Consider the following 16494-nt stretch of genomic DNA (forward strand, 5'->3'; position numbering starts at 1 on the left):
AAAGTGCGATCCCGCCCTGCTATTAACCCCACATTCAAACACCATTACTTTCACATACGTTTTTACGTTTTAATTGCGCTATTTCATTTGGTGCATTCCACTATGAAGAGCAATCAACGGTAACCACTATTTGAAGTATTTAGCGGTTGTTATTGATCTTTTAGCTCGTAAAGTGATTGGTTGGTCGATGTCTTTATCACCCGCTCCTCGGTTAACAGGTAAAGCTCTTTCGATGGCTGATGAGTCACGTGGTAAGCCCAGAAGTGTCACGTTCCATAGCGATCAAGGTAGTCACTATACCAATCGTAAGTACCGCCAATTACTGTGGCGTTTTCAAGTCAAACAGAGTTTATCTCGCAAAGGAAGTTGCTGGGATAATGCGCCAATGGAGCGCTTCTTTAGAAGTGTAAAGACGGAATGGGCCCCAACGGTGGCCTAACGCACAATGAATCAGAACGATTATATTGGGAAAACTCTAAAACCGTGACCAATTTTAGTTGACCACTACAGTAAGAAAGAAGCAGATTAGTGAAAAAGAGGGATTAGCGCAGCTACCTGCGTTTTGAGTCTACGAACTTAGCCAGATCTTCCAGATGAACCACCAACTTTGCCTTTTGCCCTTCCCCCATAGCCACGACAGGAATGAGCAAACTTCCCGAAAGGTAATGACGCCTTACATCTCTATAGGTAACTCCTAAGTACTCTTCACAAAGCTCTGAGAGCGGGATAAGGACCTTTCCATGTTGCTTTAGAAGCAAATCAAAAGTTGAGATTCTTTTCATAGCCTCGATCTCCAGTTATCTACTGGTTATACTATGAACAATGATTTGAAAAGTTTGGCAAAATAGCAGGACGTTTTTACGTGTTTCGACTTTGACTAGCAGATTTATGATATGAAAAGTTAACTATGGGCACTCAGTGGGCACAAACCAATAATTAAATATTTGTAATTCATTAGGTTAGTTAAAATTCGCTACTATCGAGCATTGGAGCGACAGACAATCTACATGAATGTGTCATGGTAAAGTACCCTGGTAGCGAGTCAAAAAAATATGCTGGAATACCCAGCAAAAGCAAGGTCGGCTATTGTAAATGCTATGCCCAGTTTGTGCTATATGAACTTTACCTCACATTTTTTATTTAAACCTATTCACCAAACCTCTAATTCAGCCTCACTAATCAGTTATGCCTTGAGTCACACTGTCATTTTGAGTTACCTTGTCTTATTCAAAGTCGTGGGTCACAATACGCTCTGTACCTGACTTTAATAGAAATCATTGGCTCCCAAAACGTAGTAACCTAGAAATAAGGTTTGATTAGGGATGTCCGATTGAATGGTGAAAAATTTGGACCACACATTAATAGAGCAAGTTGAAGGGATATGCGCATCGCGAGGCGTTAGATTAACACCTCAAAGAAAGCGAGTGTTTGAGCTCATCCTCTCTAATAAAAAAGCCTCCAGTGCTTATGAATTATTAGAGCAGTTGAAAGTCAGTGAACCGCAAGCCAAGCCACCTACAGTATATCGCGCTTTGGATTTCTTGTTGGAGCAAGGTTTCATTCACAGAGTTGAGTCAACCAATAGCTTCATATGCTGCTGCTCTTGCAATGCCAACAAACATTTCTCCCAACTACTGATCTGCGATAAATGTGGCACTGTGATAGAACTGCAGGACGATGCGCTTGTCACCCTACTCGCCAGTAACGCTGAGAAGCATGGCTTTCAATTGACGAATCATGTCATTGAATCGCATGGCATTTGCCAATCTTGCTCCTCCGAGATGAAAGAATAAGATTATAGAAGAACATTATGCGCGCTGAATTTGTAAACCCGTTTTTAGCTTCTTTGATGAACGTATTAAAAACGATGGCTTCTCTAGAATTGAAGCCACAAAAACCGAGAGTTAAGAAAGATGAAATCGCTCGTGGTGATGTATCCGGCCTAATTGGTATGGTGGGTACACAATCTCGTGGCTCTATGTCGATCACCTTTGATGAAGGTCTCGCTCTCGAAATCATGGAAAACATGCTTGGTGAACGACCAAACGGCCTCAACGAAGAAGTGACCGATATGGTGGGTGAAATCACTAACATGGTGACTGGCGGTGCGAAACGTATTCTTGCGGAAAGCGGTTTTGACTTCGATATGGCAACACCAATCGTGGTTTCCGGTAAAGGTCATACGATTCGTCACAAGTGTGATGGGGCAATCATCATCATGCCTTTCTCATCTCAATGGGGTAATGCTTTCATCGAGATCTGTTTCGAATAACAGCTGTTTATTTCTAGCAGTACTGAGTATCAACTCAAAGAAGGTTGGCATCATGCCAGCCTTTTTTATTACCTGCGATTTAACCAATGCTTGCTATACAGATACAAAAGCGCCAACCCGAAGGTTGGCGTTTTTTTGGTGCTATCAACTCAATTAAGCTTTAAGCGCTTTAAATGCGTTGATTAGACCGTTAGTTGAGCTGTCGTGAGACGTTACTTGAGCATCGTCAGCAAGCTCTGGAAGAATTTGGTTTGCTAGTTGCTTACCAAGTTCTACACCCCATTGGTCGAAGCTGAAGATGTTCCAGATAACGCCTTGAACGAAGATCTTGTGCTCGTACATCGCGATTAGGTTACCTAAAGAGCGAGGGTTGATTTGCTTAACAAGAATAGAGTTCGTTGGACGGTTACCTTCAAATACTTTGAAAGGTACAAGCTCAGCCACTTCTTCAGCTGTTTTGCCAGCCGCTAGGAATTCAGCTTCCACTGTCTCTTTTGTCTTACCGAATGCTAGTGCTTCAGTTTGAGCAAAGAAATTAGACATCAACTTCTGGTGGTGATCAGATGCTGGGTTGTGGCTGATAGCAGGAGCAATAAAGTCTGATGGGATCAGCTTAGTGCCTTGGTGAATCAGTTGGTAGAAAGCGTGCTGACCGTTTGTACCTGGTTCACCCCAGATGATAGGACCAGTTTGGTATTCTACTGGATTGCCGTCACGGTCAACAAATTTACCATTCGATTCCATGTTGCCTTGTTGGAAGTAAGCCGCAAAACGGTGCATATATTGATCGTAAGGTAGAATTGCTTCTGACTCAGCGCCGTGGAAGTTGTTATACCAAATACCGATAAGCGCAAGGATTACTGGAATGTTGCTTTCAAACTCAGTTGAAGCAAAGTGGTTATCCATCTCGTGAGCACCTTCTAGTAGCTCAACGAAGTTATCGAAGCCAACAGATAGTGAGATAGAAAGACCGATTGCAGACCATAGTGAGTAACGACCACCAACCCAGTCCCAGAATTCGAACATGTTGTCAGTATCAATACCAAACTCAGCGACCGCAGTTGCGTTAGTTGATAGTGCTGCGAAGTGTTTAGCTACGTGTGCGTTGTCACCCGCTTCAGCCAAGAACCAATCACGTGCAGAGTGCGCGTTAGTCATTGTTTCTTGAGTCGTGAATGTTTTAGATGCCACTAAGAATAGCGTTGTTTCTGGGTTAAGAGGCTTAAGTGTCTCAACGATGTGAGTGCCATCTACGTTAGAAACGAAGTGCATGTTTAGGCGAGTTTTGTATGGCGTTAGTGCTTCAGTCACCATGTATGGACCAAGATCCGAACCGCCGATACCGATGTTTACAACATCAGTGATCTCTTTACCTGTGTAACCTTTCCACTCACCAGAAACGATGCGGTGTGTGAACAGTTCCATTTTTGCTAGTACAGCGTTAACTGCTGGCATTACGTCTTTGCCGTCAACCATTACTGGCTTGTCGCTACGGTTACGTAGAGCAGTGTGAAGTACTGAACGACCTTCAGTCTTGTTGATTGCATCACCACCGAACATTGCTTCGATTGCAGACTTAACTTCAGTCTCGTTCGCAAGAGCAAATAGGTGCTGCATAGTTTCAGCATCGATAAGGTTCTTAGAGTAATCCACTAAGATGTCAGAACCGAAACGAGTAGAAAAGCTCTCGAAACGCTTTGCATCTTGAGCAAACAGCTCTTTCATATCCATATCTTGAGCAGACTCAAAATGTGCCGTTAGAGCTTTCCACGCTTGTGTTTGCGTTGGGTTGATATTTTTCAACATGGTATCTATCCCGATGTTACTGTAGGTTTTATTCTAAACGTCACCTGGGTGATGAATAGAACCCCCGATTAGGCGAAAGTTTATATTTTTCTGTGATGACCAAACCGCGTCACCACTGAAAGATTCTTTGTAATTTTTTTTCACGACGTATTATGCCGCATATGAAGAGCTGTACCTTGAGATAAATCAGGATTAGATTTCCTGACAGAAGAATCGGTACAGACTCTAGCTCTAACATAATTAAGTGTGAGCGATACCTGATAAATTCAAGTTCAAAAGATAGCGTTAAACCACTTTTTTTCCAAATACATTATAAAGGATGGCGTATGTGGATTCAGAAGACTATACACCTAAATGCACGAAAGCGTGGATTTCATCTCATTACTGATGAAATTGAACAACAGATACACGATATCAATTCTCTATCTGTTGGTTTATTACATCTTTTTATCCAACATACCTCTGCCAGCCTCACGCTAAACGAGAACGCTGATCCTACCGTCCGTACCGATATGGAGTCGCACTTTAATAAGTTTGTCCCAGAGCGAGCGCCCTACTACAGACACACCTATGAAGGTGATGATGACATGCCTGCCCACATTAAAGCATCGACACTTGGCACCAGTGTGACAATACCAATTAGCAATGGTCGTTTAGCTTTAGGAACATGGCAGGGTATTTACTTAGGAGAGCACCGAGATTGTGGTGGAAGCCGAACTGTGATTGCTACGATGCAAGGTGAGTAGACTGCTTGAAAACAAGATCTCCTTAATAAAAACAATATCTTGTTAATAAAAAAGAGTGGTGTGTTTCCACGACCACTCTTATAAAAATAGTATTTGGCCTACTGTAGGCCGAAAGGTTTAGAAGGGCTGGTTTATCATAACCCTAAAGGCCCCTTCGTCACCACCTCGCGCCAACTCAGCACGTACAACAATACCTTCCACTTGGAAACGCACCGCGCCACCTAAGCTCCATTTCATGTCCGAGTGCAGTGTTTTGATGTCGTACTCATCGGCAACGCGCCCTAATTCAGCAAACGCTACCCATTGCCACCAAGGCAAATCGTAGTAGTTTATCAGTGGGATATCGCCAAGTGGTTGCCAGTCAGGAAGTACTCGGTACTCAGCAGAATAATGAACTGCAGAGCGACCGTGATAACGACCTCCGGTATAACCTCGTAAACGATACAAGCCACCCAATCGAGCTTGCTCCGTTTCTGGTGGGCGAGCACAATCTTGCCCAGAGCAGTTATCCCACGTTGGCGTGTCAGCGGTATAGAAATCAAATGCTAAAACTTGTTGATCGAATAAGTCCCCTAAAGGACCTAAAGCAAAGTACTGGCTATTTTGGAAGGTCCACTTAAGCCACAAGTCATCGTTAGACCAACTCTCTGCGCCAGTGGTGAACTCAAGGTTAGTGTGAGAACCTCTGGTCGGGTTGCGTGTGCTATCACGGTTATCCCAATCAAACGCCAAACTAAAGCCTGTTGCCTCCTCGGTATTATTTAAACCTTCCAACTCGCGAGCAGTATAAAAAGGCGTAAATAGAATCGAACTGACACCCGATTCGATTGGCGAAGCAAAGCTCACATCTTTGATTGGCTGAAAAGCACCGAGTAAACCGTGTTCTGCAACGTTGCCCCAAGGTAGCAAATACTTAAACTCAAACTGATAGTTTTGCTCTAAGCCATCAACTATAGTTTTGTCATCGATAGATGAATCATTATCGCCTTGAGAGCCAATATAATAAGGATTGTCGTTGAAGCGCGCTTGGTACATCTGAGTACTAAACAAGATATTCTCAGACAAGGCATAATTAAAGGCCGATAGAAAACCGACATAGCTGTCTTTGTCTGAATACAAAGCCATACCAAACAGAGCCGCTTGAGGTTGCCAAACGCCCTTTGCGAGACCAGCAACCCCAAAGGTATTGCCCATGGTTTCAGTACTGAAATAGAAAGGAACAAAAGCGGAGTCTTTTTCTTCACTTAGAACAGAAGAAGAAAAGCTGACACCAGTTACTGCCATTGCAGACATTAACCAGTATCGAGAAGTTCGCTTGAACATATCTATTTTACATATTCCATCGCAACACGCGAAGTCAGCTTAGTGACTAACTCGTAAGCGATAGTGCCGATATGTTCAGCCACTTCTTCTGAAGGTAAATCTTTACCCCACAGAGTCGCTTCATCGCCGACTTTATCTGCCGCATCAGGGCCTAGATCAACCGTTAGCATGTCCATGGACACACGTCCTGCGATCGGTACTTTTCGACCGTTAACGAACACTGGAGTACCGTTAGGTGCAGTACGAGGATAACCATCACCGTAACCAATCGCGATAACACCAACCTTGGTATCACGTTCACTGGTCCAGTTTCCGCCATAACCCACACTTTCACCGGCTTTCACATCGCGAACGGCAATTAGGTGTGAGGTCAGGGTCATCACAGGCAAAAATCCAAGCTCTTGCGCTGATTTATCAACAAACGGAGAGACACCGTAAGATATGATTCCCGGACGAACCCAATCAAGGTGGCTATCTGGCCAAGCGAGTAAACCCGCAGAGGCAGCAAGTGAACGCTCCCCTTCACAACCGTCGGTAAGAGATAAGAAAAGCTCTGTCTGTTCAACGGTGGTTGCTCTATCCAGTTCATCAGCACAACCGAAGTGGCTCATGTAACGTAGAGGTTTGGCAACATTCGCACATTGATGCAAACGCTCAACAAAGTTTTGGTATTGCTCAGGGCGAACACCTAATCGGTGCATACCACTGTCGACTTTTAGCCATACCACAACGGGTGTTTCCAAATCCGCATTCTCTAGCGCGCTTAATTGCTCTTCACAATGCACCACCGTTTGAATGTTATTGGTCACCAAGATTGGCAAATCGCCCGAAGAGTAAAATCCTTCCAGCAACAAAATAGGTTTAACAATGCCACCAGCACGAAGTTGTAACGCTTCTTCAATACGCGCCACACCAAAAGCATCAGAGCTTTTTGAATGCTTGGCTATATGCAGTAAGCCGTGTCCGTAGCCATTGGCTTTCACAACAGACATGACCTTGCACTGAGGAGCCTTCGACTTTATCTGGTTCAGGTTATGTTCGAGCGCGTTTAAGTCAATGCTCGCCGTCGCCGCTTTCATGTAAGTCATTAGCGATTACTCATCATCAAATGCAGGGCCTGCATAGTTATCAAATCGGGAGTGTTGGCCTTGGAACGTAAGACGAACCGAACCGATCGGACCGTTACGTTGCTTACCAAGGATGATCTCAGCAATGCCTTTCAAGGAACTATCTGGGTTATAAACCTCATCACGATAGATGAACATGATCAAATCGGCATCTTGCTCAATCGAACCTGATTCACGCAAATCCGAGTTTACTGGGCGCTTATCAGCACGTTGCTCTAGGGAACGGTTAAGCTGAGAAAGTGCCACAACCGGAACGTTGAGCTCTTTTGCTAACGCTTTCAATGAGCGAGAAATCTCGGCGATTTCAAGAGTACGGTTATCAGATAACGAAGGTACACGCATTAATTGAAGGTAATCTATCATGATCATAGAGATACCATCGTGTTCACGAGCGATACGTCGAGCACGAGAACGCACTTCTGTTGGCGTTAGACCCGAGCTGTCATCGATATACATATTCTTCTTATCCATCAGAATACCCATACTCGACGAGATACGAGCCCAATCTTCATCATCTAGCTGACCAGTACGAATCTTGGTTTGGTCTACGCGAGAAAGTGACGCAAGCATACGCATCATCAGCTGTTCGGCTGGCATCTCTAGCGAGAAGATTAAAACCGGTTTGTCTTGCTTCATCGCCGCGTTTTCACACAAGTTCATCGCAAATGTGGTTTTACCCATCGATGGACGAGCAGCAACAATAATTAAGTCAGAGCCTTGTAGACCTGCTGTTTTCTTGTTGAGGTCGTTGAAGCCAGTATCGACACCTGTCACACCATCTTGCGGCGTTTTGTATAGGATCTCGATACGTTCTAGCGTCTTCTCTAGAATGCTATCAACGTTTTGTGGACCTTCGTTTTCACTTGCACGGCCTTCGGCAATCGCGAAGACTTTACTTTCAGCAAGATCAACCAGCTCTTCCGAAGTACGACCTTGAGGGTCATAACCAGAATCAGCAATCTCATTCGCGACACCAATCAGGCTACGAACAAGTGCACGTTGCGCTACGATATCCGCATACGCATTGATGTTTGCGGCACTTGGTGTGTTTTTCGCTAAGTCAGCAAGGTAAGCAAAGCCACCCACTTCTTCAAGTTGCTCACGCAGCTCTAAATGTTCAGAGAGTGTAATAAGATCCAGAGGAGAACTTTCTTCAAGGATATCCTTTACCGCTTCAAAGATCAGACGGTGAGGACGGCTATAAAAGTCTTTGGCCACAACCTTTTCAGCAACTGTATCCCAGCGTTCGTTATCTAATAACAAACCGCCAATAACAGATTGCTCAGCTTCTAATGAATGTGGCGGGACCTTGATGGCGTCCACCTGATCGTTGGCTGATTTCTGACTTTTGGTATCCACTATGACTACACTCAATAACTAATAATGATCGTTCATTATACCCAAGAACATCCGTTTGTAATCCGATCCTATGAGTTTGTTTTATTGTTCAGGAAGAATTTACCTATTGCTGACGAAATTAACCAAGGGTAGCATTACGATCCTGCCATTCACTCACTGTATAACTAGAGGTATGCGTGTCCAAATTATTGGCTCTGAGCACTGGTCTTCTAAGCACTGGTCTCCTGAGCGCTCCGATGGCCTTAGCTGATGATACTAAAGACTCTGTTGATGCTAATACCTCTGTTGATGCAATCCTCGACTCTATAGTAGTTTCAGAACCAACTTCTGAGCCGATCGTCGTTGCACCGACACCTGAAGAAAAAGAGTTGGATATCGCACCGAGTGATACAAGTGATACAGAACTGCCGAGCCCGCTAAAAACGGAAGTCGAATTTGGATATCAGTCGCATACTGGTAACTCTGATTCACGAGCGCTTAACGCACGCCTTAACGGTGAGTACACGGCTGGCCGTCATAGAACCAGTGGTGAATGGAAATACTACAACCTCTACAAAGATGGCGAAGAAGATAAAAGGCAATCGACTTACTCAGCTCAGAGTGACTACAAGTTAAGCCCTAAAACCTACCTTTACGGCAGTTTCAAAGGAGTCGACTCGAGATACAGTGCTTACTTTAAGGACTACACAATTTCGAGTGGTCTGGGTTACCAGTTTTCGAATACCGAAGAGTTTGTGTTGGAAGTCGAAGTGGGACCAGGTTTTCGTTACCAAGAACCGAACCTTGATGAGATTGATGATGATGACATCATCTTCCCAGAGATTGTTGAAGAGGCAATTTTCCGTGGCAACGTGAATACGTCATGGCAGGTGTTGAAGAATTTGCAGCTCAAGGCAGACGTGACGCTTGTCTCTGGTCACAGTAACCTAAAGTTTGATACTGAGTTAGAAGCCATCAACGATATTACTGACAATATCGCGCTGAAGATCGCTCACTCTCGCCAGTACCACGATAAAGTGCCTGAAGGCTTAAGCAAACAAGACTCTGTTCTATCGATCAACTTGCTCTTCCAGTTCTAATCTTAGGCCACCTCTAACCTTGAGAACAACTTGTTCAGCAATAACAGCTTATGGATCACCGTAAGCTTTTTACCTACTGTAGCCCTTCCTTGTACTTTCCTATATTCCAGACATAAAAAAACACCAGCCGAAGCTGGTGTTTAAAACTTTCAAAAGAAAGAATTCGTCTTGGTACTGAAATTACTCAGCTGCAACGATAGCGATTTTCGCAGTAGCAAAAACTTCAGAGTGAAGTTGGATGCTTACTTCGAATTCGCCGATGTTACGTAGAGCGCCTTCAGGTAGGCGTACTTCGCTCTTAGCTACTGCAACACCTGCCGCTGTAATAGCGTCAGCGATGTCACGAGTACCGATAGAACCGAATAGTTTACCTTCGTCACCAGCTTTAGAAGCGATTGTAACGCCTTCTAGAGTGTTAACGCTCTCTGCACGAGCTTCAGCAGCAGCTAGTTGCTCAGCAACTTTAGCTTCTAGTTCAGCACGACGAGTTTCGAACATAGCAACGTTGTCTTTAGTTGCCATAACTGCTTTACCCTGTGGGATAAGGAAGTTACGAGCGTAACCAGATTTAACGTTTACTTGGTCGCCAAGGCCACCTAGGTTACCGATCTTATCAAGTAGAATAACTTGCATTATCTTAGTCCTCTTAAACTATTATTAACTATTACCGATTACTGATGCTTGTCAGTGTACGGTAGTAGAGCTAGGTAACGAGAACGCTTGATAGCGCGAGCTAGTTGACGCTGGTACTTAGCGCTTGTACCAGTGATACGGCTAGGTACGATTTTACCAGCTTCAGTGATGTAGTTTTTAAGAGTTGCTACGTCTTTGTAGTCAATCTCTTGTACGCCTTCTGCAGTGAAACGGCAGAATTTACGACGACGGAAGAAACGAGCCATGGGCTATCTCCTGATCTTAAATTTAGTAAAGCGGTCTTTCACAATTATCGAAATAACTATCAATGACCTAAAACAAGTTGAGAATTTTTTAAGGCGTTAAGCCAAAAAAGAATTACTCAGCAGCTGCTTCTGGTTTAGCTTCTGTACGCTCTTCGCGACGAGGAGCACGCTCTGCACGCTCTTCTTTTTGCTTAAGCATAATAGATTGCTCAGTCACAGCGCCTTTAGTGCGCATGATCATGTTACGTAGAACTGCATCGTTGAAACGGAAAGCAGTTTCTAGCTCGTCAATCACTTCTTGACCAGCTTCAACGTTCATAAGAACGTAGTGAGCTTTGTGAAGCTTGTTGATTGGGTAAGCCATTTGACGACGACCCCAGTCTTCTAGACGGTGGATAGTACCGCCAGCTTCAGTGATAGAACCAGTGTAACGCTCGATCATGCCAGCAACTTGCTCGCTTTGATCAGGGTGAACCATGAATACGATTTCGTAATGACGCATTTGGTTGCTCCTTACGGATTATTAGCTTCCACGAGTGGCCCGGTCGTCCAGAGGAAGCAAGGAACTAAAGATAAATGACCGAGTTTTAAGGACGGCAAATGTTATAGAAAGAACCCGGTATTGGCAAGCGCTATTTGGTGAATAATGAAACAGTTTTTCTGTCGCCATCTAGCCATCCGACAAACCGATGGATTTTGCTATAACAGCCTAAAAAGAAACGCCCACCAGCAAGTGGTGAGCGCTAATAAATTCATAGACTTAAAGCAGCGTTAACGCATTACTGAGCTAAACGCTGTCTTACCGCTTCGAACAGGCAAATACCCGACGCCACAGAAACATTTAAGCTCGATACGCTACCTGCCATTGGAATCTTAATCAGATCATCGCAAGTTTCACGAGTTAAACGACGCATACCGTCACCTTCTGCACCCATAACTACCGCAAGAGGACCCGTTAGCTTCGCTTGATAGATATCATGCGTTGCTTCACCTGCCGTACCCACAAACCATACGCCCTGCTCTTGCAGTGCACGCATTGTGCGAGCTAGGTTGGTTACGCGCACGAGAGGAACCGTTTCAGCTGCGCCACATGCAACCTTGCTTACCGTTGCTGTTAACGGCGAAGAGCGATCTTTAGGTACGATAACCGCAGCGACACCTGCGGCATCCGCGTTACGTAGACAAGCGCCTAGGTTATGAGGGTCTGTTACGCCGTCTAGAACTAACAGCAAAGGCTGTTCGTGCTGCGCTAGGATATCGTCTAGGTGAGTTTCATTAAGCTGCTTAGCAGGCTTCACCTTAGCAATAAGACCTTGGTGATTCGCACCTTGTGCTTTTTCATCCAACGGCTTACGACCCATCTGTTGAATCGACACACCAAACTGTTGCAGTTGGTTCAGTAATGGAAGAAGACGCTCGTCTTGGCGACCTTTCAATACATACGCTTCGATAAAACGTGCAGGATCTTTTTCTAGTACGGCTTTCACCGCGTGAATACCGTAAATAAATTCGTTACTCATTGTCTCAACTTACTCTTATTGCTCAGAGATGAATGACATCAATGCCGATGTGTCCACCTCTGTGTTGTTCATTTCGAGAGTATGCGTCTTGTGCCTGATACTCTCGCATTAAAGTCGTTTCACACTAAATCAGTAGGCGCTAAACCTGATTAGCAGAGCGCCTTATTAGCCTTAAGATTTATCAGTCTTAAGAGTTATCAGCCTTTGGCTTACGGCTTGCTGCACGCTTTTTCTTAGCGCGAGCTTTAGCAGCACCGGTTTTATTCGCTGGCTTTTTCTTCTTAGCAGGGCCTTCGCTGCTTCCGTCAGGTCGCTTAGTTGGCTCAACCATAGGCTTCGCTGATACACCTGGCTTATTACTCTTCACTGCTGAGCGCTTCTTGCTTTTCGCCTTTTTCATCGCTTCTGCTGCACGCTTCTTGGCTGTTTTGCCTTTGCCACGCGGCTGACGATCAGTGTCTTCTAAGTCAAAGTCGATTTGGCGAGTTTCTAAATTAACCGCAGAAACCTTCACTTTAACCGAATCACCCAAGCGGTAGATATTACCTGAGCTTTCACCCACTAGACGCTGACCAACAGCATCAAATTGGTAGTAATCATTCGCTAGCGCTGAGATGTGTACCAAGCCATCAATGTGCAGTTCAGTTAGACGAACAAAGAAGCCAAAACCAGTCACGTTGGCAATCACACCATCCATCACCTCACCGACATGGTCTTGCATGTATTCACACTTCAACCAGTCGTTTACTTCACGCGTTGCGTCATCAGCACGACGTTCAGTCATTGAACACTGCTCGCCGTAGAAATCCATATCATCGAAAGTGTAGTGGTAACCACCAGTTGGCGTCCAACGTTCGCTGTTACGACCTTCTTCTTTCGCAATAAGGTACTTAATCGCACGGTGCAATAGCAAGTCAGGGTAACGACGAATCGGCGAGGTAAAGTGAGCATAGCGTTTAAGAGCTAAACCAAAGTGACCCGCGTTATCCGCGTTGTATACCGCTTGCTTCATTGAGCGTAGCAGCATAGTTTGGATTAATTCACGATCTTCACGTTCATTAATCTGTTGCATCAGTTGTGCATAGTCTACTGGTGATGGCGACAGACCACCTTCCAGTGTTAAACCTAATTCACTTAAAAAGCTCTTGAAGCCCATTAAGCGCTCTTCGCCCGGAGTTTCGTGAACACGGTACAGCGCAGGCTCTTTCGCTTTTTCTACGTAAGATGCCGATGCGATATTCGCAAGAATCATACATTCTTCGATGATCTTGTGTGCATCGTTACGAATTACTGGCTCAATACGGTCAATCTTACGATCCGCATTGAAGATAAACTTAGTTTCTACCGTTTCAAATTCAATCGCACCACGTTCGTCACGCGTTTTCTTAAGCACCTTATACATCTTATGAAGCTCTTCAAGATGTGGTACTTCAGGTTCGTAACGCTCACGTAATTCTTCATTGCCATCTAAGATCGCGCCTACTTTGTTATAAGTAAGACGAGCATGAGAATTCATTACCGCTTCGTAGTGCTTGTAGCCTGACAGTTTACCTTTGTCTGAGATAGTCATCTCACACACCATACATAAACGGTCTACCTGAGGGTTCAATGAACACAAACCATTTGAAAGCACTTCTGGCAGCATTGGCACGACTTGTGACGGGAAGTATACCGAGTTACCACGGTTAATCGCTTCTTTGTCTAGCGCTGTATCTGGGCGAACGTAGTAACTTACGTCAGCAATCGCTACCCATAGACGCCAGCCGCCGCCTTTCTTCGCTTCACAGTAAACCGCATCATCGAAGTCACGCGCATCTTCACCATCAATGGTAACCAATGGCAGTTTACGCAGGTCTACACGTCCTTCTTTTGCTTCTTCAGGAACATGCTCACCTAGGTTTTCGATTTGCTTATCTACCGCTTCAGGCCACTCTTGTGGGATCTGGTGAGTACGGATCGCAATCTGCGTTTCCATACCCGGCGCCATGTTTTCACCAAGAACTTCGGTTACTTTCCCCATCATGTTACGAGAACGACCACCGCGATCCGTAATTTCAATCACAACCACATTACCCATTCGAGCACCGCCTTTATGCTCAGTAGGGATCTGGATGTCGTGACTAATACGCGAATCATCAGCAACAACGTAAGAATGGCCGTACTCTAGGAAGAAGCGACCAACAAGTGGCGTTTTACGCTCTTCAAGCACACGAACCAAGCGACCTTCACGACGGCCACGCTTACTGTTGTCAGTAGGCTGAACCAATACGTAATCACCGTGCATGATGGTTTTCATCTGATGATGCGGCAGCACGATATCATTGTCTTTACCCACACTGCCGTCTGGGCGAACCCAACCATGACCGTCTTTATGACCAATCACATAGCCTTTGATCAGTTCCATCTTCTCAGGCAATGCGTAGCACTGACGACGAGTAAAGATAAGCTGTCCATCACGCTCCATTGCACGCAAACGACGACGCAGCCCTTCATATTGTTCCTCTCCAGCAAGACCCAAAGCTTCGAATAGATCGTTGCGGTTCATCGGAATATTCGCGTCTGTTAGAAACGAAATAATGAACTCTCGGCTTGGTACTGGGTTATCGTAATTTTTCGACTCTCGGTCGGCAAAAGGATCAACAGTGGTTGTCGCTGTCGTATTTTCTGACGTTGGTGTGTTTTTTGACATAGGCGGGCCTGCTTAAGCAAGGAAGGTATATACCCCTAGTATATCTGATGCTAGGGGTAAGCTACAGATATGCTTTAGAAAACACTCAAATAACCTCAGATTGATACATATCTTCACTTTGTGAAACATCGCTTCATAGACGTGGATTATCATCAAAATTTCAAGCAAACGATAAAACAAACGTTTGCGCCATGAATGAAATACACTATTATCCACGCACTTTACCAACTCCTGTTCTGGGTATGATATGAAACTAAAACGCACTTTATTGGCTTCAGCTATGGCGAGCCTAGCGCTGTTCCCATTCGCAAGTTCGGCAATGGAAAAGGCTGACCTGATGATTACCGATGCGATGGTTCTAACCATGAACCAAGACAAAACGGTTTATGAAAGCGGTACTGTTGTCGTCAAAGACAACAAAATCATTGCGGTTGGTGATGCTTCTTCACTAGAGAAGCAGTACCAAGCTAAGCAAGTGTTAGACGTTGATGGCGATATCGTTATGCCGGGTCTCATCAATACTCATACTCATGTATCAATGACAGTTTTTCGTTCGTTGGCCGATGATGTGCCAGATCGCCTACACCGCTACATCTTCCCGCTAGAGAAGAAGCTAGTATCGCGAGACATGGTACGCATTGGTGCCAACCTAGGTAACGTTGAAATGGTGAAAGGCGGTGTGACCACTTACGCCGACATGTACTACTTCGAAGATGAAGTCGCAAAAACCGTCGATAAGATCGGTATGCGTGCCATCCTAGGTGAAACGGTGATTAAGTTCCCAGTCGCCGACGCTGCCAACGCAGAAGAAGGCATTAAGTACGCGTTGAACTTCATTGAAGAATACAAAGATCACCCACGCATCACACCAGCGTTTGCCCCGCATGCGCCTTACACCAACACCACAGAGATCCTTCAGAAAATATCTAAGCTCTCCCTAGAGTTAGATGTTCCAGTAATGATTCACCTTGCAGAATCACACCGTGAAGAAGAGAAAATCGCAGAGCGTTCTGATGGATTGTCCCCGGTTCAATACATGGACAGCATTGGCGCACTCAACAAGAACTTGGTGGGTGCACACATGATCCTTGTTGACGATCATGATATCGAACTGGTGAAGAAATCGGATATGGGCGTGGCTCATAACATGAGTGCTAACATCAAGTCAGCAAAAGGCGTATCACCTGCGCTTAAGATGTATGACGAAAACGTGCGTATCGGTTTAGGTACTGATGGCCCAATGTCTGGTAACACACTGAGCACCATTGATGAATTCAACCAAGTCGCTAAGGTTCACAAGTTAGTTAACAAAGATCGTGCTGCGATGCCGCCGATCAAAGTGATCGACATGGCGACCATGGGCGCAGCAAAAGCGCTGCACATGGAAGATAAGATCGGCTCTCTTGAAGCAGGCAAACTGGCTGACATCATAGTGATCGATACTAAGGCGCCAAATATGGTTCCAGTCTACAACCCATACTCAGCACTGGTGTACTCAGCTAACTCAGGCAATGTTCGTCACTCCATCGTTGATGGCAAGATCATCATGCAAGATCGCGACATGCTAACGGTAGACGAAGATAAGATTCGTCAAGAAGCACTCGATTTCACCAAGGTTGTTCGTGAAACGGTGATTGAGTCTGGTGAGGTGGTTCAATAACGCTACCGAATTAG

General features: G+C 45.0%; 15 protein-coding genes and 1 pseudogene. 6 read left to right on the plus strand and 10 right to left on the minus strand.

What is annotated here, in order from left to right:
* Positions 1-118 precede the first annotated feature (118 nt).
* Positions 119-501 (plus strand): annotated as a pseudogene (locus tag AB4351_RS19995) (DDE-type integrase/transposase/recombinase); the annotation flags it as partial.
* A gap of 50 nt (positions 502-551) precedes the next feature.
* On the opposite strand, the gene AB4351_RS20000 reads toward AB4351_RS19995, so the two are convergent.
* Complete coding sequence (locus tag AB4351_RS20000) at positions 552-782, minus strand: pyocin activator PrtN family protein (RefSeq protein ID WP_372126950.1); 231 nt, start codon at positions 780-782, stop codon at positions 552-554.
* Between the two features lie 552 nt (positions 783-1334).
* Here AB4351_RS20000 and zur point away from each other — a divergent pair.
* Both zur and AB4351_RS20010 read left to right on the plus strand, forming a co-directional pair.
* Positions 1335-1793, plus strand: a complete 459-nt coding sequence (zur, locus tag AB4351_RS20005) for a zinc uptake transcriptional repressor Zur (RefSeq protein WP_017059941.1) — start codon at positions 1335-1337, stop codon at positions 1791-1793.
* Between the two features lie 17 nt (positions 1794-1810).
* Positions 1811-2272, plus strand: coding sequence for a chemotaxis protein CheX (locus AB4351_RS20010; RefSeq protein WP_017059940.1), 462 nt, complete (start codon positions 1811-1813; stop codon positions 2270-2272).
* Positions 2273-2425: 153 nt separating this feature from the next.
* Here AB4351_RS20010 and pgi read toward each other — a convergent pair whose 3' ends face one another.
* Complete coding sequence (gene pgi / locus AB4351_RS20015) at positions 2426-4078, minus strand: glucose-6-phosphate isomerase (protein WP_017071572.1); 1653 nt, start codon at positions 4076-4078, stop codon at positions 2426-2428.
* A 326-nt stretch (positions 4079-4404) separates the two neighbouring features.
* On the opposite strand from pgi, the gene AB4351_RS20020 reads away from it, so the two are divergent.
* A complete protein-coding gene (locus AB4351_RS20020) occupies positions 4405-4824 on the plus strand; it encodes a secondary thiamine-phosphate synthase enzyme YjbQ (RefSeq protein ID WP_017059938.1) in 420 nt (139 codons plus the stop codon).
* A 117-nt stretch (positions 4825-4941) separates the two neighbouring features.
* Here the strand turns inward: AB4351_RS20020 and AB4351_RS20025 are convergent, their stop codons facing one another.
* Genes AB4351_RS20025 through AB4351_RS20035 form a run of 3 tightly spaced genes read right to left on the minus strand, consistent with a single transcriptional unit; the run spans position 4942 to position 8633 of the window.
* Positions 4942-6147: a BamA/TamA family outer membrane protein gene (locus tag AB4351_RS20025; RefSeq protein WP_372126952.1), complete on the minus strand. Its 1206-nt coding sequence runs from the start codon at positions 6145-6147 to the stop codon at positions 4942-4944.
* A 2-nt stretch (positions 6148-6149) separates the two neighbouring features.
* Positions 6150-7235 carry an alanine racemase gene (alr, locus tag AB4351_RS20030; RefSeq protein ID WP_372126954.1) on the minus strand — a complete coding sequence of 362 codons (1086 nt, stop codon included), beginning with the start codon at positions 7233-7235 and terminating at the stop codon, positions 6150-6152.
* 6 nt (positions 7236-7241) lie between these two features.
* On the minus strand, positions 7242-8633 hold the full coding sequence (locus tag AB4351_RS20035) for a replicative DNA helicase (RefSeq protein ID WP_016767560.1): 1392 nt from the start codon (positions 8631-8633) through the stop codon (positions 7242-7244).
* Positions 8634-8809: 176 nt separating this feature from the next.
* On the opposite strand from AB4351_RS20035, the gene AB4351_RS20040 reads away from it, so the two are divergent.
* Positions 8810-9712, plus strand: coding sequence for a DUF481 domain-containing protein (locus AB4351_RS20040; protein ID WP_372126955.1), 903 nt, complete (start codon positions 8810-8812; stop codon positions 9710-9712).
* A gap of 180 nt (positions 9713-9892) precedes the next feature.
* Here the strand turns inward: AB4351_RS20040 and rplI are convergent, their stop codons facing one another.
* The 5 genes from rplI to rnr all read right to left on the minus strand — a co-directional run bounded on the left by rplI (position 9893) and on the right by rnr (position 14820).
* The gene (gene rplI, locus AB4351_RS20045; protein WP_010434182.1) at positions 9893-10345 is read right to left on the minus strand and encodes a 50S ribosomal protein L9; all 453 of its coding nucleotides are present in this window, start codon (positions 10343-10345) and stop codon (positions 9893-9895) included.
* A gap of 38 nt (positions 10346-10383) precedes the next feature.
* Positions 10384-10611 carry a 30S ribosomal protein S18 gene (gene rpsR, locus AB4351_RS20050; RefSeq protein WP_000090472.1) on the minus strand — a complete coding sequence of 76 codons (228 nt, stop codon included), beginning with the start codon at positions 10609-10611 and terminating at the stop codon, positions 10384-10386.
* Positions 10612-10723: 112 nt separating this feature from the next.
* Positions 10724-11113 (minus strand): 30S ribosomal protein S6, encoded by a 390-nt coding sequence (rpsF, locus tag AB4351_RS20055; RefSeq protein ID WP_004741278.1) that lies wholly within the window; start codon positions 11111-11113, stop codon positions 10724-10726.
* A 277-nt stretch (positions 11114-11390) separates the two neighbouring features.
* Positions 11391-12131 carry a 23S rRNA (guanosine(2251)-2'-O)-methyltransferase RlmB gene (gene rlmB, locus AB4351_RS20060; RefSeq protein ID WP_017063180.1) on the minus strand — a complete coding sequence of 247 codons (741 nt, stop codon included), beginning with the start codon at positions 12129-12131 and terminating at the stop codon, positions 11391-11393.
* Between the two features lie 187 nt (positions 12132-12318).
* Complete coding sequence (rnr, locus tag AB4351_RS20065; RefSeq protein ID WP_017063179.1) at positions 12319-14820, minus strand: ribonuclease R; 2502 nt, start codon at positions 14818-14820, stop codon at positions 12319-12321.
* A gap of 247 nt (positions 14821-15067) precedes the next feature.
* Here rnr and AB4351_RS20070 point away from each other — a divergent pair, with 247 nt between their 5' ends.
* Entirely contained in the window at positions 15068-16480 is a 1413-nt protein-coding gene (locus AB4351_RS20070) for an amidohydrolase (RefSeq protein WP_372126957.1), read from the plus strand.
* Positions 16481-16494 lie beyond the last annotated feature (14 nt).

Source organism: Vibrio sp. 10N.261.51.F11, from assembly GCF_041471665.1.
Taxonomy (GTDB): Bacteria; Pseudomonadota; Gammaproteobacteria; order Enterobacterales; family Vibrionaceae; genus Vibrio; species Vibrio crassostreae_C.

Bases quoted from the DNA above. Each gene is read 5' to 3' on its own strand.
- AB4351_RS20000 (WP_372126950.1), bottom strand. From the start codon at position 782: ATGAAAAGAATCTCAACTTTTGATTTGCTTCTAAAGCAACATGGAAAG.
- zur (WP_017059941.1), top strand. From the start codon at position 1,335: ATGGTGAAAAATTTGGACCACACATTAATAGAGCAAGTTGAAGGGATA.
- AB4351_RS20010 (WP_017059940.1), top strand. From the start codon at position 1,811: ATGCGCGCTGAATTTGTAAACCCGTTTTTAGCTTCTTTGATGAACGTA.
- pgi (WP_017071572.1), bottom strand. From the start codon at position 4,078: ATGTTGAAAAATATCAACCCAACGCAAACACAAGCGTGGAAAGCTCTA.
- AB4351_RS20020 (WP_017059938.1), top strand. From the start codon at position 4,405: ATGTGGATTCAGAAGACTATACACCTAAATGCACGAAAGCGTGGATTT.
- AB4351_RS20025 (WP_372126952.1), bottom strand. From the start codon at position 6,147: ATGTTCAAGCGAACTTCTCGATACTGGTTAATGTCTGCAATGGCAGTA.
- alr (WP_372126954.1), bottom strand. From the start codon at position 7,235: ATGACTTACATGAAAGCGGCGACGGCGAGCATTGACTTAAACGCGCTC.
- rplI (WP_010434182.1), bottom strand. From the start codon at position 10,345: ATGCAAGTTATTCTACTTGATAAGATCGGTAACCTAGGTGGCCTTGGC.
- rpsR (WP_000090472.1), bottom strand. From the start codon at position 10,611: ATGGCTCGTTTCTTCCGTCGTCGTAAATTCTGCCGTTTCACTGCAGAA.
- rpsF (WP_004741278.1), bottom strand. From the start codon at position 11,113: ATGCGTCATTACGAAATCGTATTCATGGTTCACCCTGATCAAAGCGAG.
- rlmB (WP_017063180.1), bottom strand. From the start codon at position 12,131: ATGAGTAACGAATTTATTTACGGTATTCACGCGGTGAAAGCCGTACTA.
- rnr (WP_017063179.1), bottom strand. From the start codon at position 14,820: ATGTCAAAAAACACACCAACGTCAGAAAATACGACAGCGACAACCACT.
- AB4351_RS20070 (WP_372126957.1), top strand. From the start codon at position 15,068: ATGAAACTAAAACGCACTTTATTGGCTTCAGCTATGGCGAGCCTAGCG.